General features: G+C 60.2%; 24 protein-coding genes. 5 read left to right on the plus strand and 19 right to left on the minus strand.

Features of this window, described 5'->3' with window-relative positions; genetic code table 11:
* Positions 1 to 4: 4 nt before the first annotated feature.
* The 5 genes from PMI09_RS01940 to PMI09_RS01960 all read right to left on the minus strand — a co-directional run bounded on the left by PMI09_RS01940 (position 5) and on the right by PMI09_RS01960 (position 6,962).
* A complete protein-coding gene (locus PMI09_RS01940; protein WP_007788332.1) occupies positions 5 to 2,470 on the minus strand; it encodes a beta-mannosidase in 2,466 nt (821 codons plus the stop codon).
* A gap of 122 nt (positions 2,471 to 2,592) precedes the next feature.
* Positions 2,593 to 3,678: an ABC transporter ATP-binding protein gene (locus tag PMI09_RS01945; protein WP_007788333.1), complete on the minus strand. Its 1,086-nt coding sequence runs from the start codon at positions 3,676 to 3,678 to the stop codon at positions 2,593 to 2,595.
* 3 nt (positions 3,679 to 3,681) lie between these two features.
* On the minus strand, positions 3,682 to 4,617 hold the full coding sequence (locus PMI09_RS01950) for a carbohydrate ABC transporter permease (RefSeq protein WP_007788334.1): 936 nt from the start codon (positions 4,615 to 4,617) through the stop codon (positions 3,682 to 3,684).
* Positions 4,610 to 5,512, minus strand: coding sequence for a carbohydrate ABC transporter permease (locus tag PMI09_RS01955; protein ID WP_007788335.1), 903 nt, complete (start codon positions 5,510 to 5,512; stop codon positions 4,610 to 4,612). Before PMI09_RS01955 ends, PMI09_RS01950 begins: the two co-directional genes overlap by 8 nt.
* 214 nt (positions 5,513 to 5,726) lie before the next feature.
* Entirely contained in the window at positions 5,727 to 6,962 is a 1,236-nt protein-coding gene (locus PMI09_RS01960) for an ABC transporter substrate-binding protein (protein ID WP_007788337.1), read from the minus strand.
* Between the two features lie 454 nt (positions 6,963 to 7,416).
* Between PMI09_RS01960 and PMI09_RS01965 the strand changes: the two genes are divergently transcribed.
* Together PMI09_RS01965 and PMI09_RS01970 are read left to right on the plus strand one after the other, a co-directional pair.
* Complete coding sequence (locus PMI09_RS01965) at positions 7,417 to 8,457, plus strand: LacI family transcriptional regulator (protein WP_007788339.1); 1,041 nt, start codon at positions 7,417 to 7,419, stop codon at positions 8,455 to 8,457.
* Positions 8,458 to 8,532: 75 nt separating this feature from the next.
* Positions 8,533 to 9,090 (plus strand): cysteine hydrolase family protein, encoded by a 558-nt coding sequence (locus PMI09_RS01970; protein ID WP_007788341.1) that lies wholly within the window; start codon positions 8,533 to 8,535, stop codon positions 9,088 to 9,090.
* A 60-nt stretch (positions 9,091 to 9,150) separates the two neighbouring features.
* Here PMI09_RS01970 and gndA read toward each other — a convergent pair whose 3' ends face one another.
* Positions 9,151 to 10,602, minus strand: coding sequence for an NADP-dependent phosphogluconate dehydrogenase (gene gndA, locus PMI09_RS01975; protein WP_193385375.1), 1,452 nt, complete (start codon positions 10,600 to 10,602; stop codon positions 9,151 to 9,153).
* Positions 10,603 to 10,728: 126 nt separating this feature from the next.
* On the opposite strand from gndA, the gene PMI09_RS01980 reads away from it, so the two are divergent.
* From PMI09_RS01980 to PMI09_RS01990, 3 genes are all read left to right on the plus strand, one after another.
* Positions 10,729 to 11,517 (plus strand): helix-turn-helix domain-containing protein, encoded by a 789-nt coding sequence (locus PMI09_RS01980; protein ID WP_007788346.1) that lies wholly within the window; start codon positions 10,729 to 10,731, stop codon positions 11,515 to 11,517.
* A 68-nt stretch (positions 11,518 to 11,585) separates the two neighbouring features.
* Complete coding sequence (locus PMI09_RS01985) at positions 11,586 to 11,984, plus strand: hypothetical protein (protein WP_007788348.1); 399 nt, start codon at positions 11,586 to 11,588, stop codon at positions 11,982 to 11,984.
* 9 nt (positions 11,985 to 11,993) lie between these two features.
* The gene (locus tag PMI09_RS01990) at positions 11,994 to 12,347 is read left to right on the plus strand and encodes a VOC family protein (RefSeq protein WP_007788350.1); all 354 of its coding nucleotides are present in this window, start codon (positions 11,994 to 11,996) and stop codon (positions 12,345 to 12,347) included.
* Here the strand turns inward: PMI09_RS01990 and PMI09_RS01995 are convergent, their stop codons facing one another.
* The 13 genes from PMI09_RS01995 to PMI09_RS02055 all read right to left on the minus strand — a co-directional run bounded on the left by PMI09_RS01995 (position 12,348) and on the right by PMI09_RS02055 (position 24,531).
* Positions 12,348 to 13,067 (minus strand): PAS domain-containing protein, encoded by a 720-nt coding sequence (locus PMI09_RS01995; RefSeq protein ID WP_007788353.1) that lies wholly within the window; start codon positions 13,065 to 13,067, stop codon positions 12,348 to 12,350. It lies immediately after the preceding gene.
* 185 nt (positions 13,068 to 13,252) lie between these two features.
* Positions 13,253 to 14,188, minus strand: a complete 936-nt coding sequence (locus tag PMI09_RS02000) for a lipid A biosynthesis lauroyl acyltransferase (protein ID WP_007788354.1) — start codon at positions 14,186 to 14,188, stop codon at positions 13,253 to 13,255.
* A 4-nt stretch (positions 14,189 to 14,192) separates the two neighbouring features.
* Positions 14,193 to 15,221 (minus strand): zinc-binding dehydrogenase, encoded by a 1,029-nt coding sequence (locus PMI09_RS02005; RefSeq protein ID WP_007788355.1) that lies wholly within the window; start codon positions 15,219 to 15,221, stop codon positions 14,193 to 14,195.
* A gap of 54 nt (positions 15,222 to 15,275) precedes the next feature.
* The gene (locus PMI09_RS02010) at positions 15,276 to 16,562 is read right to left on the minus strand and encodes a beta-ketoacyl-ACP synthase (protein WP_007788356.1); all 1,287 of its coding nucleotides are present in this window, start codon (positions 16,560 to 16,562) and stop codon (positions 15,276 to 15,278) included.
* Between the two features lie 11 nt (positions 16,563 to 16,573).
* Entirely contained in the window at positions 16,574 to 17,770 is a 1,197-nt protein-coding gene (locus tag PMI09_RS02015) for a beta-ketoacyl-ACP synthase (RefSeq protein WP_007788357.1), read from the minus strand.
* On the minus strand, positions 17,767 to 18,249 hold the full coding sequence (locus tag PMI09_RS02020) for a 3-hydroxyacyl-ACP dehydratase FabZ family protein (protein ID WP_007788358.1): 483 nt from the start codon (positions 18,247 to 18,249) through the stop codon (positions 17,767 to 17,769). Before PMI09_RS02020 ends, PMI09_RS02015 begins: the two co-directional genes overlap by 4 nt.
* Positions 18,250 to 18,363: 114 nt before the next feature.
* Positions 18,364 to 18,642 (minus strand): acyl carrier protein, encoded by a 279-nt coding sequence (locus tag PMI09_RS02025; RefSeq protein WP_007533215.1) that lies wholly within the window; start codon positions 18,640 to 18,642, stop codon positions 18,364 to 18,366.
* 171 nt (positions 18,643 to 18,813) lie between these two features.
* Positions 18,814 to 19,794, minus strand: coding sequence for an adenosylcobinamide-phosphate synthase CbiB (gene cbiB, locus PMI09_RS02030; RefSeq protein ID WP_007788360.1), 981 nt, complete (start codon positions 19,792 to 19,794; stop codon positions 18,814 to 18,816).
* Positions 19,791 to 20,792, minus strand: coding sequence for a threonine-phosphate decarboxylase CobD (gene cobD, locus PMI09_RS02035; protein ID WP_007788362.1), 1,002 nt, complete (start codon positions 20,790 to 20,792; stop codon positions 19,791 to 19,793). Before cobD ends, cbiB begins: the two co-directional genes overlap by 4 nt.
* A complete protein-coding gene (locus PMI09_RS02040; RefSeq protein ID WP_007788364.1) occupies positions 20,789 to 22,096 on the minus strand; it encodes a cobyrinate a,c-diamide synthase in 1,308 nt (435 codons plus the stop codon). Before PMI09_RS02040 ends, cobD begins: the two co-directional genes overlap by 4 nt.
* Positions 22,093 to 22,935, minus strand: coding sequence for a uroporphyrinogen-III C-methyltransferase (cobA, locus tag PMI09_RS02045; RefSeq protein ID WP_183721659.1), 843 nt, complete (start codon positions 22,933 to 22,935; stop codon positions 22,093 to 22,095). The genes PMI09_RS02040 and cobA overlap by 4 nt, the downstream gene beginning before the upstream one ends.
* A gap of 151 nt (positions 22,936 to 23,086) precedes the next feature.
* Entirely contained in the window at positions 23,087 to 24,037 is a 951-nt protein-coding gene (locus PMI09_RS02050) for a nucleoside hydrolase (protein WP_007788368.1), read from the minus strand.
* A gap of 74 nt (positions 24,038 to 24,111) precedes the next feature.
* Complete coding sequence (locus PMI09_RS02055; RefSeq protein ID WP_037081635.1) at positions 24,112 to 24,531, minus strand: cobalamin biosynthesis protein; 420 nt, start codon at positions 24,529 to 24,531, stop codon at positions 24,112 to 24,114.
* Between the last annotated feature and the right edge of the window lie 124 nt (positions 24,532 to 24,655).

A 24,655-nucleotide genomic window follows, 5' to 3' on the forward strand; every position in this document is an offset into this window, starting at 1 on the left:
AGGATCAATCCACGGACTGGCAGGATTGCAGGTCGTAGAAACGGAAGTCCGGCAGTGCGTCGCTCTCCAGCGACTTGGCCGGGGTGAAGGTAATGCGGCGCGTCTCGCCCGCCGCCAGATCGAAGGCATTGTCGGAATACTTGCCGTCGGTGTCGGTCTCGATCATCACGAAGAGCGCCAGTCCCTTGGCGGTGACGTTGAGGCAGACGGAGCCATCCTCCTCGACATATTCGTGCGTCACCATCAGGCCTGCCGGCTCCAGCTCCAAGGCCTTGTAGGTGCCGTGGACATAGTGCCCCTCGCCGCCCATGCCGTTCGACGCCGTGAAGCGCCAGGCAAGCAATGTACCCGTCGGTAGATCCGCCACGTCGATGGTTGCGGCGGTAACTGCCGCATCAGGCGTGCAGACCGCCTGAACATCCTTCAGGTGCTTGCGCTCGCCCTTCATGTCGAGCACCGAGATCGACAGATCGACGCTGACTTCGGCCAGCGTGTCGTTGACCAGCGAAAAGCGGATCGTCTTGCTGTCCTCATCGGGAATCGCCGCCACAGCGACCGGCTGGAAGAAGCGCTTGACGAGATAGTGCATCGCCTTCCAGCGACCGCCGTAATCAAGGCTCGACCAAGAGGCAACCGGCCATGTGTCGTTGAGCTGCCAGTAGATCGTGCCCATGCAATGCGGCTTCAGCGAGCGCCAGTATTCCACCGCCGTCTTGATCGCGATACCCTGCTGGATCTGGCTGAGATAGACGAAGTTCGGGAAATCCTTCGGGAAGCGGAAGTAGCGGAACATCGTCCCGGCAATGCGCTCATTGCCGCCGGCATTCTTCTGGTGCAGCTCCATGACCGGCGACGCGACGTTCATATCCTTGGCGTCGGCATAGGTCTTGATGACGGGCAGCGACGTATAGGACTGGAAGCCGAACTCCGAGCAGAAGCGCGGGCGCACCGTGCGATAGTTGTCGAACGACTTGTTCTCGTGCCAGACCGACCAGTAGTGCATGTCGCCGGAACCGTCGGCATGCCAGGCATCGCCGAAATCGAGATAGCCGGACGCCGGGCTCGACGGCCACCAGATCGCGTCCGGCGCCGCCTTCTTCATCGCCTGCTCGATCGTCCGGTTGAGGCGGTCGTAGGAAACGAGGTAGCGGTCGCGGTCCTTCCGTGATTCCTCGAACCAGGTCAGTGCGCCGACCAGCTCGTTGTCACCGCACCACAGCGCGATCGACGGATGCGAGTTCAGGCGGCGGACCTGATAGTCGACCTCGAGCGTGACGTTGTCGAGGAAGTCCTCGGTTGAGGGATAAAGATTGCAGGCGAACATGAAGTCCTGCCAGATCACCAGGCCGAGCCGATCGCACAGATCGTAGAAATGGTCGTGCTCGTAAAAGCCGCCGCCCCAGACGCGGATCATGTTCATGTTGGCGGCCTTGGCCGACTGCAGCAGATCCTTGCTCTTCTCAGGGCTCGACAGCGAGAAAAGCGCGTCGGCCGGGATCCAGTTGGCACCGCGGCAGAAGATTTCGCGGCCGTTGACCTTCAACGCGAAACGGCTGCCGGCAGCATCGGGTGTCGTGATGAGTTCGACCGTGCGAAGGCCGATCTGCTTGGTCACCGCATCCGTCGGCAAATCGACCGTCAGTGCATATAGCGCCTGCTCGCCGCTGCCCGCCGGCCACCAGAGCCGCGGCTTGTCGATTTCGAAGACATGATTGACCACCGTCTCGCCGGCACCAACGCCGACGTCGAGACGAACGCGCTCACCATCGAGCGAGAAATGGACCGGCACGATGCCGGGGTTCTTGGCAAACAACGTCGCGCTGACCTGCAGATCCACGGAACCGTTGAGATTGTGCACCTGCCGCGTCGTGACGTGCTCGATGCGAGCCGTCTCGAGCTTGCGCAACGCGATCGTGCCGTAGAGCCCAAGGGGGGCAATCGCGATGTTCCAGTCCCAGCCGAAATGGCACTGTGGCTTGCGCAGCATGTTGCCGTTGGGGATAGGCGAATTGCCTGTCGAATAGGGAATATAGAAGGGCTGCCTAGCCTGCCGGTCGGCGCCGGCCGCAATGCTCGAATGCAGGACGACGCGAATAACATTCTCGCCGGCCTTCAACTGGCCGCCGACGTCAGGTCGATAGCGCCGAAAGCTGTTATCTGCGAGCAAAACCGGCGAGCCGTTGATGAAGACGGCAGCCACCGTATCGAGATAGTCGATATCGAGATACCAGTCGCCATCCGGCTCCGACAGCGTGAAGCTACGCTCGAGCACCCAGTCGCGATGCGCCACCCACTGAACGACTTCCTCGTTGCGGCCGAAAAATGGATCGGGAATGAGCTCGGCGGCATGCAGGGCAGTGTGCACATCGCCCGGCAGCTTAATCGATGTCGTGACTTCGCCATCGGCTGAAGTGAGCGTCCACGATCCTGATAGGTCGAGGTTAAACCCATTTGTCGGCAAGAATGTCATAGTATTATCCCGATCGGGCCGCGCTTGGGAATGCCCGCACCCGCGAGCCGCAGCCGAACTTGGTGGCCAGGTGGCCGATTAGACGAACGGGCGGAACCGAAGCTCCGCCCGCATTGCGGTTTCTAAAGGCGAAGCTCGGTCTCGGCATCGAAGATCGACGCCAGCGACATGTCGAAGCCGAGCTTGACAGCCGAGCCCGGGCTGAAGCGGCGTGCGCCATTGATGCGCACCGACATCGTGTGGCCGGCATGCTTCAGCCAGAGCAGGTTATCGGCGCCCATCGGTTCCTCAATGTCGACGGTTGCATCGTGAACCTCAGCACCGAGATTCTCGTTGACCTTCACATGTTCCGGACGAACGCCGAGGATGACCTTGCGCCCGGCCTGCAGCACTTCGGGCGTTTCATAGTCTGCGACAGAGAAATTCACGCCGTTGGCAGTGAAGAACGTCTGGTCGCCCTGCTTGGCGATCTCGCCGTGCAGGAAATTCATCGACGGCGATCCAATGAAGCCGGCAACGAAGAGATTGCGTGGCTTGTTGTAGATCGTCGTCGGATCGGCGAGTTGCTGGATGATGCCGCTCTTCATGATCGCGATGCGGTCGGCCAAGGTCAGCGCTTCGATCTGGTCGTGCGTGACGTAGATCATCGTATTGTTCAGCGACTGGTGCAGACGCTTGATTTCGACACGCAGTTCCGAGCGCAGCTTGGCGTCGAGGTTCGACAGCGGTTCGTCGAACAGGAACACGTCCACATCGCGCACCAGGGCGCGGCCGATCGCGACGCGCTGGCGTTGGCCGCCCGAAAGCTCGGCCGGCTTGCGCTTCAGGAGCGGCTGGATCTGCAGGATCTCGGCGGCACGCGCAACGCGCTTGTCGATTTCCTGCTGCGGCACCTTGGCAACCTGAAGACCGAAGGACAGGTTTTTCTCGACGCTCATCTGCGGATAGAGCGCGTAGGACTGGAACACCATACCGATGCCGCGGTCCTTGGGCTCCTCCCAGGTGACATTCTTGCCCTTAATGAAGATCTGACCGTCCGACGCATCGAGCAGACCGGCGATGCAGTTCAGCAAAGTGGACTTGCCGCAGCCTGAAGAGCCAAGCAGCACGAGGAATTCGCCGTTGTTGATTTCGAGATTGAGGTCCTTGAGCACGCTGACCGCGCCGAAATTCAACGAAAGATCTCTGATGGAAACGCTCGAATTCATGGATCAGCCTTTCACTGCGCCGGCGGCGATGCCACGGACGAAAAGTCGTCCCGACACGAAATAGACAACGAGCGGCACCAGACCCGTGAGGATCGTTGCGGCCATATTGACGTTGTATTCCTTCACGCCTTGGACAGAATTGACGATGTTGTTGAGCTGCACGGTCATCGGATAGGTGTCAGGCCTTGTGAAGACGACACCGAACAGGAAGTCGTTCCAGATACCGGTGACCTGCAGGATCATGGCGACGACGAAGATCGGCAGCGACATGGGCAGCATGATCTTGAAGAAGATCTGCCAGAAGCCTGCCCCGTCGATACGCGCAGCCTTGAAAAGTTCCTGCGGCAGCGACGCGAAGTAGTTGCGGAACAGCAGCGTCAGGATCGGCATGCCGAAGATGCTGTGCACGACAATCAGGCCCGTCAGCGTTCCGTAGATGCCGATCTCGCGCAGCACGATGACGATCGGATAGATCATGACCTGATAGGGAATGAATGCACCGACGACGAGGATCGAGAAGAAGAGTTCTGATCCCTTGAATCGCCAGTTGGCGAGCGCGTAGCCGTTGACAGAGGCAATGGCGATCGAGACGATCACCGAAGGAACCGTGATGCGCACCGAATTCCAGAAGCCGCGCGAGAGGCCATCGCAGTTGAGACCCGTGCAGGCGGTCGCCCACGCCTTTACCCAGGGCTCGAAGGTGATTTCGAGCGGCGGTGCGAAGATGTTGCCAAGCCGGATTTCCGGCATGCCCTTCAGCGACGTGACGATCATCACGTAGAGCGGAAGCAGGTAATAGGCCGCGGCGACGAAAAGCGTGCCGTAGAGCATGATGTTGCGCGGAGAGATCACCCGCTTCGGCTTCGGGCCGCTAGGGCCGGAGACGGACCTGTCGGAGATGCGACCATCGGCAGTCTTGAGAGCAATAGCATCAGGCACGTTTACGCCCTCCGAATTCCAGATAGGCCCAGGGAATGATGATGATCGCAACGGTGATCAGCATCATGGTCGAGGCAGCAAAGCCCTGCCCCAGATTCTGAGCCTGGAACATGTAGTCGTAGACGTATTTCGCGGGCACCTCCGACGCGATGCCGGGACCGCCGCTGGTCTGCGCCACCACGAGGTCATAGACCTTGACGATGCCGCTGGCGATGATGACGAGCGTCGTGATGAAGACAGGCCGCATCATCGGAATGACGATGAAGAGATAGGTCTTCCACATCGGGATGCCGTCGACGCGCGCAGCCTTCCAGATGTCTTCATCAATACCGCGCAGGCCGGCGAGCATCAGGCACATGACAAGACCCGTGCCTTGCCAGAGGGCGGCAATCAGGATGCCGTAGATGACGATACTTGGCGTATAGAGCGGGTCAAAGGTGAAGCTCGTCCAGCCGAGCGAGCGCACCACCGACTGGACACCGAATTCGGGGTTGAGCACCCACTGCCACACAAGGCCCGTCACGATGAAGGACAGGGCGAACGGATAGAGAAAGATCGTCCGGAACGTATTCTCGAACCGGATCTTCTGATCCATCAGCGCCGCCAGCACGAAACCGATCACCAGGCTGAAGATAAGCGAGAGAACGCCGTAGACAGCGAGGTTCTCGATGGAGACGATCCAGCGCGGAGCAGCCCAAAGGCGCTTGTATTGATCGAAACCGACGAAGCTCAACCGCGGAAGGAGCTTCGAGTTGGTGAATGAATAGAACACCGTCCAGACCGTGCCGCCGAGAAAGATAACAAGGGCGGTAAGGATCATGGGGATGGATGCAATCTTCGAATTCAGATTGCGCAGTAGCTGACTTGGCCGGCCTGCTTTCGCTTGACCCGTCATTGTAATTCCTCCTGAATCGCAATTCCTCTGTGATCCAGAGCGGCGAACCGTCTGCCGGTCGCCTCCTCTTCTCACTCCCGTACCGAGACCGGACGATCGCGCGTCAGCGCGTGTCAGTCGCGAGCGCTGCCGCCACCCGGATCACGATGGGAGTTCCGGGCAAATCCGGCTCCGTCAGACGGAGCCGGATCGCAACAGCATCGGAATGCAACGATCAGTCGGCAGAAGCGATGATTTCAGCGAAGCGCTTCTGAGCAGCTTCCGGCGTCATCGACGGATTTGCGAAGAACTCGGAGAAGAGGTCTTCCTTCTGCTTCTGGCTGTCCGCCGACAGAAGCTGGTCCGTGCCTTCGATCACATTGCCCTTGGCCAGGATGTCGAGACCTTTCTTCATGCAGTCGTTGGCGGCTGCAAGGTCAACGTCACCGCGAACCGGCAGCGAGCCCTTCTTCAGGTTGAAGGCAACCTGCGTCTTGGGATCGAGAAGCGTCTTGGCGAGGACATCCTGCGCCTTCGACTTGGCTTCATCCTTAAGCAGCGGGAAGTAGAAGGCATCACCACCGGTGGAGATGATTTCATTCACGCCGAGGCCCGGAAGGCAGGTGTAGTCGGTACCGGCTTTCTGGCCGGCCAGCTGGAACTCGCCCTGTGCCCAGTCACCCATGATCTGGCCACCGGCCTTGCCTGTGATGACGAGGTTGGTTGCCTGGTTCCAGTCCTGGACGTTGCTGCCCTTCGACATCTTGCGAGCGTCGTCGGCAGCCTTGAAGACCTTGGCGATCTCCGGACCAGCGGCAGCTTCCGCGTCCTTCTCCTTGAACACCTTGTAGAACGTCTCCTTGCCGGCGATGGCAACCATCAGCACGTCGAACGCGCCGGCAGCCTGCCACGGCTGACCGCCAACGGCGAGCGGAACGATGCCGGCCTTCTCAAGCGCCGGAGCAGCAGCGACGAATTCGTCCCAGTTCTTCGGCACTTCGACGCCGGCCTTCTTGAAGGCTGCATTCGAAAGCCACAGCCACTGCCAGGAGTGAATGTTGACTGGAGCGCAATAGATCTTGCCGTCGATCGTGCAGGAATCGAGCAGGCTCGACGGACGAATAATGTCCTTCCAGTGCTCGGCGGTGGCGACGTCGGTCAGGTCGCGCATCAGACCAGCCTGGACCAGTTCCTCCGCCTGGCGGCCATGGTTGAACTGCGTCGCACCCATCGGGTCACCGCCGGTGATGCGGCTGATCATGATCGGACGCGCAGTACCGCCGGAGCCGGCGATTGCACCGTCGACCCACTTGTTGCCGGTCGCATCGAATGCCTTTGCGAGCTCCGCCACGGCAGCAGCTTCGCCGCCCGATGTCCACCAATGGGTGACTTCAAGATCGGTCGCGCTGGCCGCACCGAGCGGCAGCACTACGGAAGCGGCAAGTGCAGCCGCCATCAAACGAAAATTCATGAGTTCTCCTCCCTCACTGAAACGTTGCCGGAAAAACTTAGTTCAATCGATATTTGGGTGCAACAGCTCGCCTCCAAAATTTTCTTTTCGAGGGGCATTTGCTACCAATGACTGTTGAGATGCTTGTATTTTCAACACGGTGACGCCATTCTAGCCAACAGATTGAGCACTTGCACACCAATACTATCATATTGATATAGATATGTTTTATTGCCATACTAGGCCTGCGAAACCAAGATTTCTGTTCGCAACCGCAAAAAATCCGAGCAAAATCGACATATGCAACCATCACGAGTAGTGGCCGCAACGCCGTGATAAAAAGCCCTCGACATTTCTACTGTATCGTTACAGATTTTGCTCCTTACGGGAGGAGCGGCGATTGCGTTCTTTATGCTTACAGCGCTTCGAAAAGACTCTATAAGCGGGACCAAAACGCGCAGGACGGCCTAGAGGGATGGAAAACAAAGCGAATTTTGCAGGAGTGGCCTCCGAGGCAACTCGAGAGCGGCCGACACTGAAAACGATTGCCTTCATGACCGGGCTCGGCGTGACGACGGTGTCGCGCGCCCTCAAGGATGCCCCTGACATCGGCGCGGAAACCAAGGAACGGGTTCGCATGGTCGCCCGCCAGCTCGGCTATCAGCCGAACAGGGCCGGCGTGCGCCTACGAACCGGCAAGACCAACGTCATTGCGCTGGTCCTCAGCATCGATGAAGAAATCATGGGCTTCAGCAGCCAAATGGTGTTCGGCATCTCGGAAGTGCTGACGGGCACGCCCTATCATATCGTCGTCACGCCGCATTCCCACAGCAAGGATCCGATGCTGCCGGTGCGCTACATCCTGGAAACGGGATCGGCGGACGGCGTCATCATCTCCCGCATTGAGCCCGACGATGCGCGGGTCCGGCTGCTCGCCGAACACAACATGCCCTTTGCGACGCACGGGCGCACCGATGCCGGCCTTACCCACCCCTTTCACGACTTCGACAACGAGGCGTTCGCCCATCAGGCCGTCGAGAAGCTGGTCGGCAAAGGCCGCAAGCGCATTGCCCTTCTCCAGCCTCCAAGCAAGCTCACATACTACACGCACATGCGCATCGGATTTCAGGCGGGACTGCATGACTACGGCGCCGAGGAAGTGCCGTTGCGCGTCACGATCGACAACCCGCTGGAGGAAATCCGCAATGCCGTCGAGGTGATGATGCGCGCGCCGAATGCGCCGGATGGAATCGTTTGCTCCGCCGGAAGTGCCGCCATCGCCGTCAACGCCGGTATAGAGGCCGCTGGCAAGCGGCTTGGCCGGGATGTCGACATGGTCTCCAAGGAATCGGCGCCGATCCTCAACTGGATCCGTCCCGAGATCATCACCGCCTATGAGGACGTCCGCCACGCCGGGCGGGAGATGGCGAAGGCGGTTATCGCCCGCATCGACGGCATCGAACCGGAGTTGCTGCAAAGCATCAGCCAGCCCGTTTGGTCGCGGAAAGTCAAGTAGACCATCGCCATCACCGCGCCACCTCTATCCGATGGCGGCAGAGGTACAAGCAGTCACAGCGGAGACGCACTGGATATGACTACGGCACTGCTGATCATCGACGTTCAAAACGCCATTCTCGCGGGAAAATGCAGCCCCGAGCGTCAACCCATCATCGATGCGGCGCTGAATGAAACGGTTTCACGGCTCCAGTCGCTTCGTGCCGAGGCCCATCGCCAGGGGGCACCGGTCGTGCTCGTCCAGCACGACGGCGATCCCGGTCACCGCCTGGCGGTTGGCACTGACGGCTGGGCGATCCGGCCGGAACTGTCTCCTGCCGAAGGCGATACCGTTGTTCACAAGAAGAGCTCGGACTCGTTTTTCGAAACGGATCTTGCCGACCGATTGGCGGAACGCAACGTGACCCATCTGATCGTCGGCGGCTGTATGACGCAATTCTGTGTCGACACAACGGTCAGGCGTGCAGTGTCGCTGGGATATGATGTCACGCTGGTTGGCGACGGCCATACGACGGCCGATTCTGATACGCTGAACTTCGCCGATATCGTCGCGCATCACAATGAAACGCTCGACGATTTCGATGCCGGCAGTGCCCGCATCCTGGTTCGCCCGATGGCGGATATTCGCTTCTGAAGCGACACTTTTCAGGTCCGAGACCAGCCGGGCGTACCCGGCTGGCTTCATCAAGCCGTTTTAGAACGTTGAAGCACCACTGCCCCACGGGCCGTGGTGGAAGTCCTTGCCGTCGAGGCGATCGAAGCCATGCGCGCCGAAGAAGTCGCGCTGCGCCTGGATCAGGTTGGCGGTGCCGCGGCCCTGGCGATAGGCATCGAAGTAGGTCAGAGCCGAGGTGAGCGCCGGAACCGGCAGACCGGCCTGCAGGGCTGCACCAACCACGCGGCGCAGCGCCGGCAAAGATTCCTTGACCATCTCGGAGAAAGCCGGCGTTACGATCAGGTTGGCCGCATCCGGAGCCTTGGTGAAGGCAGAGGTGATTTCGTCGAGGAACTGCGAGCGGATGATGCAGCCGGCACGCCAGATCTTGGCGATGACAGGCATCGGCAGCGACCAGTTGAACTCGCGCGAGGCTTCCGCCATGACGGCGAAGCCCTGTGCATAGGCGCCGATCTTGGCCGCAAACAGCGCCAGTTCCAGATCCTTGTTGAGTTCCGGACCGTAAGCGATCGGGAACTTGTATTCCGGCTTGCCGAAGATCTTTTCGGCCGCCTCGCGCTCAGTCTTCATCGACGACAGGCTGCGGGCGGCAACGGCGGCTTCGATCGCGGTTGCCGGGATACCCATGTTCTGGGCTTCGATCGCCGACCACTTGCCGGTGCCCTTCTGGCCAGCCTTGTCGAGGATCATGTCAACCATGGAACCGCCGGAAACCGGATCGGTCGCCGCCAAGACCTTTTCGGAGATCTCGATCAGATAGGAGTTCAGGCGGCCCTTGTTCCACTCGCCGAAAATCTTGCTGATCTCCTGCGAGTTCTTGCTAAGACCGTCGCGCAGGATGCCGTAGATTTCGGCAATCATCTGCATGTCGGCATATTCGATGCCGTTGTGGATCGTCTTGACGAAGTGGCCGGCACCGTCATTGCCGAGCCAGGCAACGCAAGGGTCGTCGTTGTACTTGGCGGCAATCGAGGTCAGCACCTTCTCGACGCGCTTCCAGGAGTCCTCGGTGCCGCCGACCATGATCGAAGGACCATGACGTGCCCCTTCCTCGCCGCCCGAGACACCCATGCCGATGAAGGTCAGGTCGGTGTTCTTCAGGCGGTCGAAGCGGGCGATTGTGTCGCGGAAGTTGGCGTTGCCGGCATCGATCATGATGTCGCCCTTGGACAGATACGGGCGCAACAGTTCCATCTGCTGATCGACGGCCTCGCCGGCCTTGATCATGATGATGATCGGACGCGGCGGGCGGATCGCTTCGACGAACTCTTCGATTGTCTTGCAGGGAACGATCTGCTTTTTCAGATCGCCGGCGCTCTCGTAGAATTCATCCGTTTTCTCAGGAGTGCGGTTGAAGACGGCAATCTTGTTGCCTTTTTCCGCAATGTTGAGTGCCAGGTTGGAACCCATGACGGCAAGGCCGATGAGCCCGATTTCTGCCTTTTCCACGATACACCTCCGATGAGTCATTTTGGACCGGTGTTGTGGCACTCTCTGGCTCAAACGGCAAGTTCGATTCGGCTTCGAATCGGCCTCGTATTGCCCGCATTACAAACTAAGCCATATTCTCTCTTAGACGCAGGGGGAAGAAGATTGATGGGCCGTACAGCACGACAGGAGGCCGCCTTTCTGGCCGCACGCGCGGGCCTTTACAGGGAGCACGCGCCCTCACCTGTGCTTGAGGCGCATTTTTGCTGCCTGTGGTCGCACGATATCCATGATGGCCCCAATCGCAGAATTGCGATCGTTCCGGACGGTTACTGCGACATCGTCTGGATGGGTGGCAGGCTTCTGGTCGCCGGGCCGGACCGTAGCGGTGCCTTCCCGTCCCTCGCCAGCGGCGAGAAGATAGTGGGCGCGCGCTTTGCCCCGGGTGCGGCGGCTGAATGGCTCAAAGTGCAGCTCTGCGACATCGTCGGCCAATCTATTCCTCTGGACGATTTCTGGGGAGCGGCGGCGCTGAGATTGAATGAATTGCTAGGTGCCTGCGCCCATTCGGACGAACGGCTGTCGCAGTTAGAAACAGCACTTGAGAAAGAGGTCGCCAAACGTGCGGCGCCGGCAAGGGACATGGCCTCGGTATTTGCGCGGGCAAGTGACATTTCGCCGTGCAGGAACGTCACCGATCTGATGCTCGACGACCTCTCCATCGGCGTGCGCCAGCTTCGCCGCCGTTGCTACACCCATTTCGGCTACGGACCGAAGACGCTCGCCCGAATTCGCCGGTTTCAGGGCATGCTCAGCCTTTGCCGCAGCAAGAAGGCCCTCCCGCTCGCAGCGCTGGCAGTGGCGGCCGGCTACTCCGATCAGGCGCATATGACCCGCGATGCACGCGAAATTTCCACGCTGACGCCCATGCAGCTTCAGCAGCAGATAGCCGGCTGAGCGTCCGTTTTCTTCAATACGAAGCCGACTGTTCTGCTATCTCCATTTCGAGCAACACAGGAATCGCCATGTCTACGATGCCCGCAAGGATCATCCACCGCTCCATCGACCGGAATTGGCGCGACGTCTATGCTTTTGCCGCCGCACCTGAAAACATGCCGCTCTGGGCGTCCGGACTTGCCTCAGGGCTGGAGCGGAGCGGCGATGACTGGATTGCCACCGGCGCGCTCGGCACGGTGAAGGTCAGTTTCGTCCCGCACAACGAGTTCGGCGTCATCGACCATACAGTGACGATCGAGAGCGGGCTGCGGGTCTACAACGCGCTGCGGATCGTACCGAACGGCGATGGTTGCGAGATCATGTTCACGCTGTTGCGCATCCCGGGCATGACGGACGAACAGTTCGAAGCAGATGCCGCCCATATCGCGAAAGATCTGGCGGCATTGAAGGTATTGATGGAAGCATAGGAGGCGATCGTGGCTGCAGCAGTGGACAACCGACGCATTGACTACGTCGAATTCAACGTCGGCAATATAGAAGCCTCTAAGGCATTCTACGGCAAGGCTTTCGGCTGGTCCTTTACCGACTACGGCCCACAATACTGCGAATTCGATGACGGGAGGCTCAAGGGCGGCTTTACGACGCTGGGCACGCCGCGCACCGGCGGACCTCTCGTCATCCTCTACGCAGACGATCTTGAAGCCGCCCTTTCAAGCGTGGAACGTGCCGGTGGATCCATAGTAAAGCCAATCACCGGGTTCCCTGGCGGACGCCGGTTTCACTTCAGTGATCCGGATGGATATGAGCTTGCCGTTTGGACGAAGAACTGATCAAACGATAACGGTCGACGCCTTCGCTCCTGTATGCTGCAGGATGATCAGGGCCCCGATCACACTTCCTGAAGAATCCCGCAATGGCGACATGCGGCAGCGAACCGTCTTTACGGCGTCGCCGTCGCCGCGCTCGTAAGCGTAGTCGCTCCCGCGCCCGGCAAAACAAGCGTCGAGCCTTGCCTTCGCGCCCTCGTGAAAGCGCTTCTCACCAATAAACTCGATCAGGTGGCGACCGATCATATCGATCGGCTTCCTGCGGAGATAGGTCGAGTTGACGGTGTTGGAATAGAGATAGCGATAATCCCTTGTCAGCACCGCGACACGGTCCGGCATGGCATCAAGGATTGCAGCGTTCAAGAAGTTGCCATTGTCAACGTTCGGCGTAAACGCAAGGGGGGCAGCCACAGGCCGCCGCTCGACGGGCGGCATCCGCCAGCGGGGCGCTGCGCCGCCGAAATACTTTTCCATGAGCTCGGAAAGCAGTGCGACATAGCCGCGGACCGACTCGCTGTCCTCGGCATACTGGTCGATAAGGCAGCCGACGAACTCGAGCTGCGTATGAACTTCGAGAATATTTACGGCTGGGTATCCGAGGATTGCGTCGACAAGAGGCTCGATTGAGCAATCGAGCATGTTCACACGCGCATCATCGCCTGCAGCAATTGCAGCATCGATCTGCGCACAACACAATGAGAACGCCCGAAAAAGCCCTAGCAAGACGCCTCCAATGCATTCCCTAAGAGAATGCGACCGAGAGATCGGCTGAGCTTTGCGTTACGGAAGTTGAAACCGCCGGCGCCTAGCCACTCGCCTTGATGGCAATCGGTAACATGACGCACGTTCATATTCAATGAACGCACGCCCCTGTTTTTCAATGATAAGATGTAAGGATCGGGTAGCGTTTACTTCAGCACGTCGTGTTTTATCTTCCAGCGGTCGTGATACCAGAGCCACTGTTCGGGATACTCCCGCACCCAGCTTTCCACCTTGTCGTTCAGGAGTTGCGCCGTCGCGACCATATCGAGATTACCGTTGGCATCTCGAGGCATCTCAAGCTTCGGCTCGATTTCCAGGCGATAGCGATTGCCCGGAAGCCGGATGCAGCGTGCCGGATAGACCTCGCAATTGAATTGACGGACAAGCTTTCCGAGCAATGGGTTGGTTTTGACATCGAGCCCGAAGAACTTCGTCTTCAGGCCCTTGCGGAACTTCTGGTCGACCAGGACACCAACGCCCTGCCCGGCTTCCAGCTGCCGCGCCAAGGCAAACGACGAGCCGGCATGAGACGGCACCAGCCTGCCCATGCGCGCGCTGCGAAAATCGAAGACTCTCTGCGCGACATAGGGGTTGTTCGGCGGGCGGAATAGCACAGACACATGGAGACCAAACGCCGCGCCAGCCACTGGCAGCAGCTCGAAATTGCCCGTGTGCGCTGTGAAAACGATAAATGGGCGCGGATTTTCGAGCAGATCGATAAAAATCGGTATGCCGGAAACCTCGACCCGGCCCGGCTCCTCGCGTTCATAATCGAAATCGAATAGGCGGTCGAGAAACACATACTCAGCGGCGAGACGTCCCATATTCCCCCAGCTCGCCAACGCAATTTCCTCGATCTCCGCCTCGCTTTTCTCAGGAAACGCATTGCGAAGGTTGGTGAGCATCAGCCGGTGGCGCCTTACGCGCGGGCCGAGCTTTCGCATCAGCCGATCCGCAAAATTGACCGCACCGTCAGCTGGAAACAGCTTTAGGAAGTTCAGGAAACCAAACATCATCTGCGCGATCAACCACTGGCGAAAGTGGTTGATCGCAAGGACGATCCGAGTGATGAAGAGCTTCAAGGGCTCAATCCATCTTGAGGATGATCTTGCCGAAGATCTGGCGCGATTCCATTCGCTCCAATGCGCGATCGATATCGTCGAATCCGACTTCAGTGTCGATGACAGGATGGACCAGTCCGCGCCCCATCTTCTGCATAGCATCAGCCATGTTCTCCATGCGGCAACCAAAGGAGCCAAGCAGCTTCAGCTGTTGCTGGAAGAGCATCATAAGGTTCATCTCTGTCGAGACACCCGATGTCGAACCACAGGTGACGAGGCGACCGCCGCGCTTCATGCAGAGCATCGAACCTGCCCATGTGTCCTTGCCGACGTGCTCGAAAACGACATCGACGCCCTTCTTCTTGGTGAGCTTGCGGACAACACCCTCAAAGCGGTCGGTGCGATAGTTGATAACGTGATCGGCGCCGAGCGCCTTGGCCTTCTCGATCTTGTCGTCGGAGCCGACAGTCGTGATGACGGTGCAGCCGATCTTTTTGGCCAGCTGGATCGCCGCCGTGCCGATGCCGGAACCGCCCGCATGAACTAGGATGGTCTCGCCGGGCTCAAGCTTCGCATTGTCAAACAGCATGTGCTCGACCGTTCCAAAGGTTACGGGAGCAAGTGCGGCGCCAATCGCGTCGACGCCGGGAGGGGTCGGAACGAGCAGGCGCGCCGGCAGGTTTACCTTCTCCTGCGCGAAGCCATCGAGATGGAAACCGTGAACGCCGGACACATGTTCGCAGAGATTATCGCGCCCTTCACGGCATGGACGGCAGAGGCCGCAGGTGCGCGCACCGTAGATCGAGACCAGCTGACCAGGCAGCACGTTGGCAACGCCCGGTCCGATCGATTCGACAACGCCCGAAGCCTCGGCGCCGATGACGAGCGGCATCTTGCGCTTTGCAAAAGCCATGCCGCGCCAGCCCCAGACGTCGATGTGATTGAGAGCGACCGCCTTGACACGCAGCGTAACCTCGCCTGCGCCCGGAGCCTCGGGTTCCGGCAGGTCGGTGATCTCAAGCTTGCGATCGTCAATCAGTTGCAAAGCGCGCATGGCAAAGTCCTTCGCCGCGAGGGCGTTCTATCTCGATGTTTTGTCGGGAACCGCTTAAGCCGGTTCGAGCGCCATGACAAGGCTGGCGTTCTGCCCGCCGAAGCCGAAGGAATTGGAAAGCACGGCACTGACCTGGCTCTCCCGCTTCTTGTTCGGCACCACGTCGATAACGATCGAGGGATCGGGGTTGGTGTAGTTGATCGTCGGTGGCAGCGTGCCGGTCAGCATCGTCTGCAGCGAGAACACCGCTTCCACCGCGCCGGCGGCCGTCAGCGTGTGGCCGATCATCGATTTGTTCGACGACAATGGAATGGATGCCATCCGCTCGCCGAACACGGCCAGCATGGAGGCATATTCCATCTTGTCGTTCTCAGGCGTCGAGGTGCCGTGGGCGTTGATGTAGCCAATATCGCCCTCTCCCATGCCGGCATCGGCCAACGCGGCGCGGATCGTCGCGATCGCCGGTCCGCCATCCGGAGATGAACGGGTACGATGGAAGGAGTCAGCCTTTTCGCCAGCGCCCTTCATGATGCCGAGAACTTTCGCGCCCCGCGCAACAGCCGCCTCGAGCGACTCCAGCACCAGGGTAGCGGCACCTTCGGCGATAACGAAGCCGTCGCGATCCTTGCTGAACGGCTTGGAGGCCTTGGTCGGCGGATCGTTCTGTGTGGAGAGAGCCGAAAGCAGCGAGAAGCGGATGAGTGCCTCTGCGCTTACCGAGCCGTCGGTCGCCACAGCAAGCGCCCGCGACGTGCGGCCCTGGCGGATTGCTTCGATGCCGAGCTGGATCGCGGTCGCGCCCGATGCACAGGCGGTCGATAGCGTCACCGGCAGGCCGCGCGTGCCGAAGCGATCAGCAAGGCGTTCGGATATTGCACCAAACAGCGATGCCTCGTGGAAAGCAGCATCCGGCCGCTGGCGCATGGCAGCGAGGAACCGGTCATAGGCGTCTCCGGCGTGGTCGGCCGGCGGCGAACGGTCTGCGAGTTCGAAACGCGCACTCCATTCCGGTTCGATCGGCGGCGCAGCCAGGAACAGCGGTCCATCAAAATCACCGCTGATGCCAGCATCGGCGAGCGCTTCGATCGTGGTTTCCCGGGCGAACGCATAGGAGCGTTCGACGGCGTTTGCGACCGGAATGTCGATGAAATCGACGGTGCCAGCGATGCGGGTCGAAAGTCCCTCGGTCGGAAAGCGATTGATCGCATGAATGCCTGAGGTACCGGCCGTCAGTGCCGACCAGTTGTCCTTCAGGCCCTGCCCCAGCGAGGTAATGATACCGACACCCGTCACTGCGACGATCGGGCGGCCGAGGTGATCCTTGTAAGCCGAATCTTTCATTTGCACACTCCTCACGCTTCCGCGGAAAGAACCGCGACGCCTTCGCCGCGCTGGTGACCGACTGTCGTAACGATGGCTGCCTTGGTCGCGGCGCCCATCGGCTTTTCGTGGGTCGGGTCGAAGACCGGGACCTTTGCCTTACTGTCGACCGCCAATGCCGCCAGCGCCAGACCGAGCGTGAAATGCGCCTCAAGTCCATGGCCGGTCACACCGCCGAAACCGCGGATAGCCGCGCCTGGCAGATGACGTTCGAGAACGGCCTTTTCGCGCCCCGCCAAGTCGGGAATGCCTGTCGAGCCGGAGAAGATCGCCGTGCTTTCCGGCGAAACGTCGACTGCGGCTTCCAGCAATCGCTCGAGGCGCTTCTCGAGACTGCCGGGATTGCGATTGCCGCGATCGCCTTCGATGGAGGACATCGACGCGTAGATATGCGCGCCGCGTGCCTCAGCATGGGCGCGCGACTCCAGAACGAGGAATGCGCCGAGGGAACCGGAAATGACACCGCCCTGATCGCGCGACCAGAGCGGCTGCCATTCGTTGCGGCTGTGGACGTTGATCGCTTCGAACAAGAGCACCATGTCCAGACGCTCCGCCGAGAAGGCTCCGCCAACCAGGGCATGCGTCGATTCACCCGACTTGATGCGATAGAAGGCCGTTTCAACCGCAGAAATGCCAGCAGATTCCTCACCCATGAAGGTTCGCGAAGAGCCCGTTACCTTGTGGACGATGGAAATGTTGCCGGCGAGCAGGTTGGACAGCTGCGCCAGAAAGAGCGTCGGACGGAGCTCCGTCGTCAGCTTCTCGTTCAGGAGAACCTCACGGTCGTTGCGCTTCAGGCCCTCGTCGACGATCAGCGTATCGACGTTGATGTCGCGCTCGCCGCCGCCAGCCGCGACGATCATATCCATGGAGCCGCAGGCTTCCGCATCGTCCTTGAAGCCGGCGTCGTCGAGGGCAAGGCCGGCTGCGAAAACACCGATGCGCTGCCAGTTTTCCATCTGCCGCTGATCGCCTCGCTTGGCGATCTGCTGCGACCAGTCGATCTCCGGAAGCGGATGAACCGGATACGGCTTGAACTTCTCAAGCTCGACCACTGTCTGCGGCGCACCTTCGGCATTGAGCAGCGCGATATGCGGCTCCTTGCCGACGCCCTGACACGTTACAATGCCGACGCCCGTGATCACGACATCATTGTGAGCCTTGCTCATCCATTCACTCCCTGCGCAGCGATCGCATCCATCAGGCCAACTTCGCCGGCCCGCTTCTTGACGATATCCCCGAGCGGAACCTCGCTGAAAGGCAAGGTCCGCAGCTTCAGCTGCGCGTCGCAAACCTTCTTGCCGCCGCTTGTGATCTTCGCCTTGGTTACCGCAAATCCAGAGCCGTCGTGCTCGAGAAATGCCTCGATATCCAGCACCGCCTCCGGTTCGACGAAGGTACGCATCTTGGCGCCGTCGACGGACATCAGGAACGGCATTGCAGCAAAATCAGTTGCCGCCAGCACGAGCATGCCGGATGCCTGCGCCATCGTTTCGATCAGCAGCACGCCGGGAACCAGCGGCATACCGGGAAAATGACCTTCGAAGACCGGGCTTTTCGCCGGCACGATCGAGCGTGCCTTGAGCGTCCCGTTATGAAGGTCGACCGCCTCGATGCGGTCAATCATCTGGAAGTATTCCAGTAGCATCGAATCCTCCGGCCACAAGGGCACCTCGCCCTGAGGCTAGGCCTACTTAGGAACGAAACCGCCCGGCCGCCATGGTTAACAGCGGCAGGGCGGAGAAAAAGATGACGATGTCAATCAGGCCTTGGCGGCGCGCAACTCGTCGATCTTGGCACAGAGGTTCTTCAAAACGAAATATTCTTCCGTGGAAACCTTGCCTTCGTTGACTTCCTGCGTCCACTTCTCGAGCGGGATCTTGATGCCGAATTCCTTGTCGATCGCAAAGACGATATCGAGGAAGTCGAGGCTGTCGATACCGAGGTCGTCAATCGTATGGCTCTCCGGCTTGATCGTATCACGATCGATCTCGCTGGTTTCTGCAATGATGTCGGCAACTTTATCGAATGTAGCGGTCACGCCTTTACCTCTTGAAATGACGATTTGACCCTCCTCATAGGCAAATCCATTTCAAAAAGCCAATGCTTTCCGCCGTCTCGGCACGCAATTTGCAGGACCAGTGTTGCCTAAACAGCAAAGCATGACGACGCGTTTGCCACGGCGCGCTAGCCAAACGCTTCCCGTTCGGGCCTAGAGCAGGACCAGGAAAAGAACTAGCGCAGTGGCAGCGAGGATCGAGCAGCTGGCATAAAAGACCGAGACGCCATCTTCGATATCGACCACAGTTGCCGTATCGCGCCCGCCGCCGTTGATCATCGGCTCCATGACGACAACCCCGGAATAGACGCGCGGCCCGGCGAGTTGCACATTCAGAGCCCCGGCCATCGCCGCCTCTGGCCGCCCGGAATTCGGCGAACGATGCAGGCCGCCGTCGCGGGCCGCAACGCGCATCGCCTCCTGAAAGGCGGTGCGCCCCCGACGCAACCAGGCTCCGGCAGCGATCAACAGAATCGAAAAGCGCGCTGCCGGCCAGTTGGCGAAGTCATCCAGTCGCGCCGCAGCCCAGCCGAAATCGGCATATCTGTCGGACTTGTGGCCGATCATTGAATCCGCCGTGTTCAGCATCTTGTAGGCGAAGAGGCCGGGCAAGCCGAAAACGGCGTACCATAGGGCTGGCGCAACCACGCCATCTGAGAAATTCTCGGCCAGGCTCTCGATCGCGGCACGGCAGACGGCGGGCTCGTCGAGTGTTTCCGGATCACGCCCTACGATTCGCGAAACCGCCAGCCGGCCACCACTGATGCCTCCGGTCTTCAGTCCTGCGGCAACGGCCTCCACATGATCGGCAAGGCTCTTCTGCGCCATGAAGACGGCAACGCAAATGACTTCGAAGAGGATCCCGGCCAGACCGAACAGCGAGAAGAACCAATGCAGCACAATGCCGGCGACGGCACTGAGGATCAAGAGACCGGCGATCGACCAGACGCCGTTGCGCCGGCGTTCACGCTTGTGGAGCTCATCACGATTGAACATCTGGTCGACACGGGAGATCGCGTTTCCAAACAGCACGACCGGATGCTGCAGCCGCATCCAGAGAGCATCGGGATCACCGACGATCCTGTCCAGCAAAAGGGCCAGAACCAGCACGAGAAGGTTATGATCAAGCGTCATGATGTGTAACTCTGCAGTGCATCGGAAAGCCGCTGGTCGCCAGCCGCGTCGGCGGCGAGACCGAAACGCAACCAGCGTGGCTCATAATCGAATTTGCGGACCAGAATATGATGCTGGCAGAAATGCCGGTGCAATTCGGCCGCCTGCTCGTGGTCGACAAGGGCAAAGAAATCAGTCCCTCCGACGATGCGTAGACTGCCTTGCCTGAGAACTGTGTGCAGCGCGCCGGACCTTTCCGATAGCCGACGCTGTATCGGGGCGACATCCGATGCGAAAAGGTCTGTTGCGATCGAAAGCGCCGGACCTGACACCGCCCATTGCCCAAGCAGCTCTTCGATGCGCTTCATGATCGGCTGCACAGCCACGGCAAACCCCAGGCGCAACCCTGCCAGTCCAAAGAACTTGCCAAAAGAACGGAAAATGAGAACATTCGGCAGCCGTGAGGCAAAGGGTGCCAGGCTCAGTTGAGGGCCTGCATCCCCGAAGGCTTCATCCACAACGACAACACCTCCCCTGGCCTTCATCTCTTTGCTGAATGCGACGAGCCTTTCCGGAGCGTAGGCACGACCATCGGGGTTGTTCGGATTGACGATGACGACAATTGCGTGATCCGCTCTGACGTCATCCAAGCCGGCGATCAGATCAACAGAATGACCTGCCATCTTGAAGGCGCGCTCATACTCACCGTAAGTCGGAGCCAGAATTGCGACCCGCCCGGCAACCTCAAAGAGCCGCGGCAATAACTGAATGGCGGATTGCGTGCCGGGAACAGGAAGTGGAAGGATGTCGCCGCTGCGATAATAGCTCTGCGCCGCGGCGCGCGCTCGATCGATTAGGTCTCTGTCAGGCAGACGGTGCCAGGCGCGTATCGGGACATCGGGCAGCGGAACCGGGCACGGATTGATCCCCGTCGAAAGATCAAGCCAATGCTCCAACTCGCCGCCGTAGATAGCGGCCGCAGCCGTGATGCCGCCTCCGTGAATGATCGGGGCGTTCATCCTGTCCCCTCGGCAAGGTCGATCAGGTGCATGTACGATCCGGCGATCTGCCCACGCTGGAGGCCCGCTCGCCCGAGGTCGTTGCCCAACGCGTCCGTCACCTGAAAGAGGCGATCGGCCGCCCCCTCGGAAACCACGGCCGAATAATGAAACTCGTGTGCCGTCATGGACTGTTCGAAGTAGGCAGCGCTCAGCGGTTTCACGCGCCGATAGCCAAGGTGACGTTTGCGCTCCTCGTAACTCGTGACGACAGGCAACAGGCCGAGCATCTCGTGACGCTTGCCGGTGCCGTCGACCAGCCCTTCGCCGAGAACCATGTATCCGCCGCACTCACCGTAGATTCGCACGCCCTTGCCTGCCGCATCGATAAGCTTTGCCCTGAAATTGCGCGCAGCGGCGATCCGCCCCGGATGCAGTTCAGGATAGCCGCCCGGAAGATAGATCGAGTCCGCCGTCGGATCCGGGGCCTCATCGGCAAGCGGTGAGAAAAAGGTGATTTCCGCACCGCGCCGACGCCAACCGAGAAGCATGTGCTCGTAGGAAAAAGCAAAGGCGATGTCGCGGGCCACGGCGATCCTGGTGCCGAGCGGCGGCAACCGGGCAATGTTCGCGGGAGACGGACGGTTGAGCCCCTGGCGAGCAATACGTAACAGGAATTCGAAATTGCATTCTTTTGATACGGCATCAGCCGCATGTTCAATGAAACTCTCGAGCGTCTGATGCTCTCCGGCTTGGACAAGACCGAGATGCCTTTCGGGAAGAGCAATGTCATTGTCACGGCGAACGACGGCGACGATCGGCATGCGGATCGCTTCGAGCGCCTTGCGAAGCATCATCTCATGGCGTTCGCCGCCAACCTTGTTGAGGATCACGCCGGCGATGCGCACATCGGCCCGGAAGCCCGCGAATCCTGTCACCAGTGCCGCCACCGACTGCGACATATGCGAGGCGTCGACGACGAGCACCACGGAAAGACCTAGCATGGCGGCAAGGTCCGCTGCGGTTCCCTTCCCGTCTGTCGCACCGTCGAAAAGCCCCATCATTGCCTCGATGACGAGGATGCGGTCACCGGAGCGATGCAGGGTCGCATTGGCGGAGATCAATTCCGGGCGCATCGCCCAAGGATCGAAGTTGAGACAGGCAACGCCGCTTGCCGCCGAATGAAAGGCAGGGTCGATATAGTCGGGGCCTGCCTTTCCGGGGGCGATCGCTATACCGCGCTTGCGAAGCGCGCGCAGAAGTCCCAGCGTAACCGTCGTCTTGCCCGATCCGGAGGAAGGGGCTGCAATCAACAAACCGCTCATGCCGTCTCCCTACTGTTCGAGTCCCGGAACGGGTCAGGGCGCAACCTGCGTCCTGCGAGCGCACCCAGCCAATCGAGCGACTGCCTGAGCAGCACCACCTCCCCGACCACGACGATCGCCGGCGGCTCGAGCCCCGACGCCGCAACAGCTGCAGGCGCCTCGCCAAGTGTCGTTTCAAGCACCTGCTGATCGCCCGTCGATGCGTTGCAGACGAAGGCGACCGGTTCTTCCGGGGACCGCCCAGCAGCGATGAGATTCCTGCTGATCTGCGCGATATGTTTCATCGCCATATACATGACGATTACAGGCGAGGCTTTGCCGATGGCTTCCCAATTGATGGCATTCGGCACGATGCCCGAAGCGTCATGCCCCGTGAGGAATGTCACCGCATGGTTGACATCCCTGTGCGTGACCGGAATGCCGGCATAGGCCAATCCGCCGATGCCGGCGGTGATGCCCGGAACGATGCGAAACGGAACATTGTGCTCGACCAGCGTCAACGCTTCCTCGCCGCCACGTCCGAAGACAAAAGGATCGCCGCCCTTGAGACGCAGGACGCGCTTTCCGGCACGAGCGAGTTCGACAAGCCGCAACGAAATGTCCCGCTGCTTGGCGGACGGCTTACCACCACGCTTTCCGGCATATTCCAGCAGGGCATCGGGCCGTGCGAGCTTCAGGCAGTCGGCGTTCACCAGCGCATCGTGAACCACCACGTCCGCCTCTGCCAGACCCTTGGCTGCAAGAAGCGTCAGCAATCCGGGCTCGCCCGGACCTGCGCCAACAAGCCAGACGCTGCCCGGCTCAAGAGCCGGCAGATGTGAAAACGCAGCTTCGATCATTGGCATGATCTATGCTCCGCCGGTGGCAAGGTCAACGCCGCTGATCGGGCCACGAGAAAGAAGTGAAAGGCACACCCTCTCCAACCCCTCTGCTGGCCCACGGACGCAACAAAGATCCGCGCTCGGCCGCGGCGCGACCGGGCACAAGTTCTCACGCGCGCAGAAGTGTATCGCGTATGAGATCGATCACCTTTTCGGAGTCGATGCCGGTGCAGACGATCTGGCTCGGCAGGCCATCCCAATTGCCTGGCGGGAACCGGCGGCCGTCCGGTTTCACGATCGTCTGTCCATCGGCAATCCCGCCGCAAACCACGCGCACCGGGCCGCGGATGGTCGAGAACAGCTCGGGTGCGACGATGTAGACGCAAGCGCAGCTGTCGTGAACCATCATGCCGTCCTCGACGGCGTGCTTGTAGAAATCGATATAGTCCTGCGAAAGATCATTCAGCAGCTTTACGGCGCTGTCGCCCCTGGCCGCAACCTCGGCGAGGTAGCTGCGGCTCATCGTCGTGATCGCAGTCACGTCGAGGCCAATGACGGCAACCTTACAAGGCGCGGTGAGGACGATGTCGGCCGCTTCCGGATCGCCATGGATGTTGGCTTCCGCGACCGGCGACACGTTGCCCGGAACATAGAAGTTGCCACCCATGATGACGACGTCCTTGACGAGACCGGCAATCTCCGGATCCTCCTTGAGCGCCATCGCCAGGTTGGTCATGCGACCGACGGCAACCAGCCGGACCTCGCCCGGATTGGCGCGGACGGTATCGATGATGAAGCGGTGCGCAGGACGCGGATCGAGCGGCAGACCGACCGTTTCGGGCACCTCGATGTTGCCGAGGCCGTTCTCGCCATGCACGACGGTCGGCCACGCCCCCTCCCTACGCTCCGGATCGATCGTCACGCTCGCCCCCTTGGCGACGGGAGCAGAAATATCCCATTCGCGCTTCAGGAACAGCGCGTTGCGCGTCGTCGTCTCCACCGATGCGTTGCCGAAGACAGTCGTGATTCCAATCAGATCGATTTCGGGATGGCGGTGCAGGAAAAGCAGCGCCATTGCATCATCGACGCCCGGATCCGTGTCATAAATGACCTTGTGCATGAGTGTGCCTCTTTTCGTTATTGTCGCAGGGCAGCCGGACGGCGCCGCGAAGTCGGCGGCCACCATAGCGTCCGCTAATCTTTCTGCAACAGGGCACACGCAATCGCTGCGGTGGCGCGTCGCGACTTGATCTTCGGGACAACGAGCTCCGCATGCGTTCCAATCGCGGCCAACGCGGCCGATTCGGCGACGCCGTGACACCCCACCCGAGCGAAGACGATCGCCGAAGGATTTTTCAGCCGCGACGTCTCTTCCTCGAGCCGCGCGGCAGCGAAGAACAAGAGCGGTACGCCAAGGTGGCGCGCTACTCCAAGGATCGCGTATTCATTGCTCCGCGTATCGATCGATGCGACGGCCGCCAGCGTGCCAGCGTCGATGCCCGCCGCCGCCAACGCCGCAATGGCAAGCTCCTGAACCTCACCCTCCGGCGTCCCGCGCTCGCAGCCGAGGCCGATCACGTACCGGCGCGTTTTATCGAATCCAATTCCAGTCATGTGCGACAATGAAACCCGCCCCTTGTGTCCCTCAAGCCATTGCAGCATGGGGCGGGAAATGCAACATGCGCCGCGTACCACATTCCAGAGCTTCCCTCCTTGTCCGATCTTGCCCCCAATCTGC

Source organism: Rhizobium sp. CF122 (genome assembly GCF_000282035.1).
Classification (GTDB): domain Bacteria; phylum Pseudomonadota; class Alphaproteobacteria; order Rhizobiales; family Rhizobiaceae; genus Rhizobium.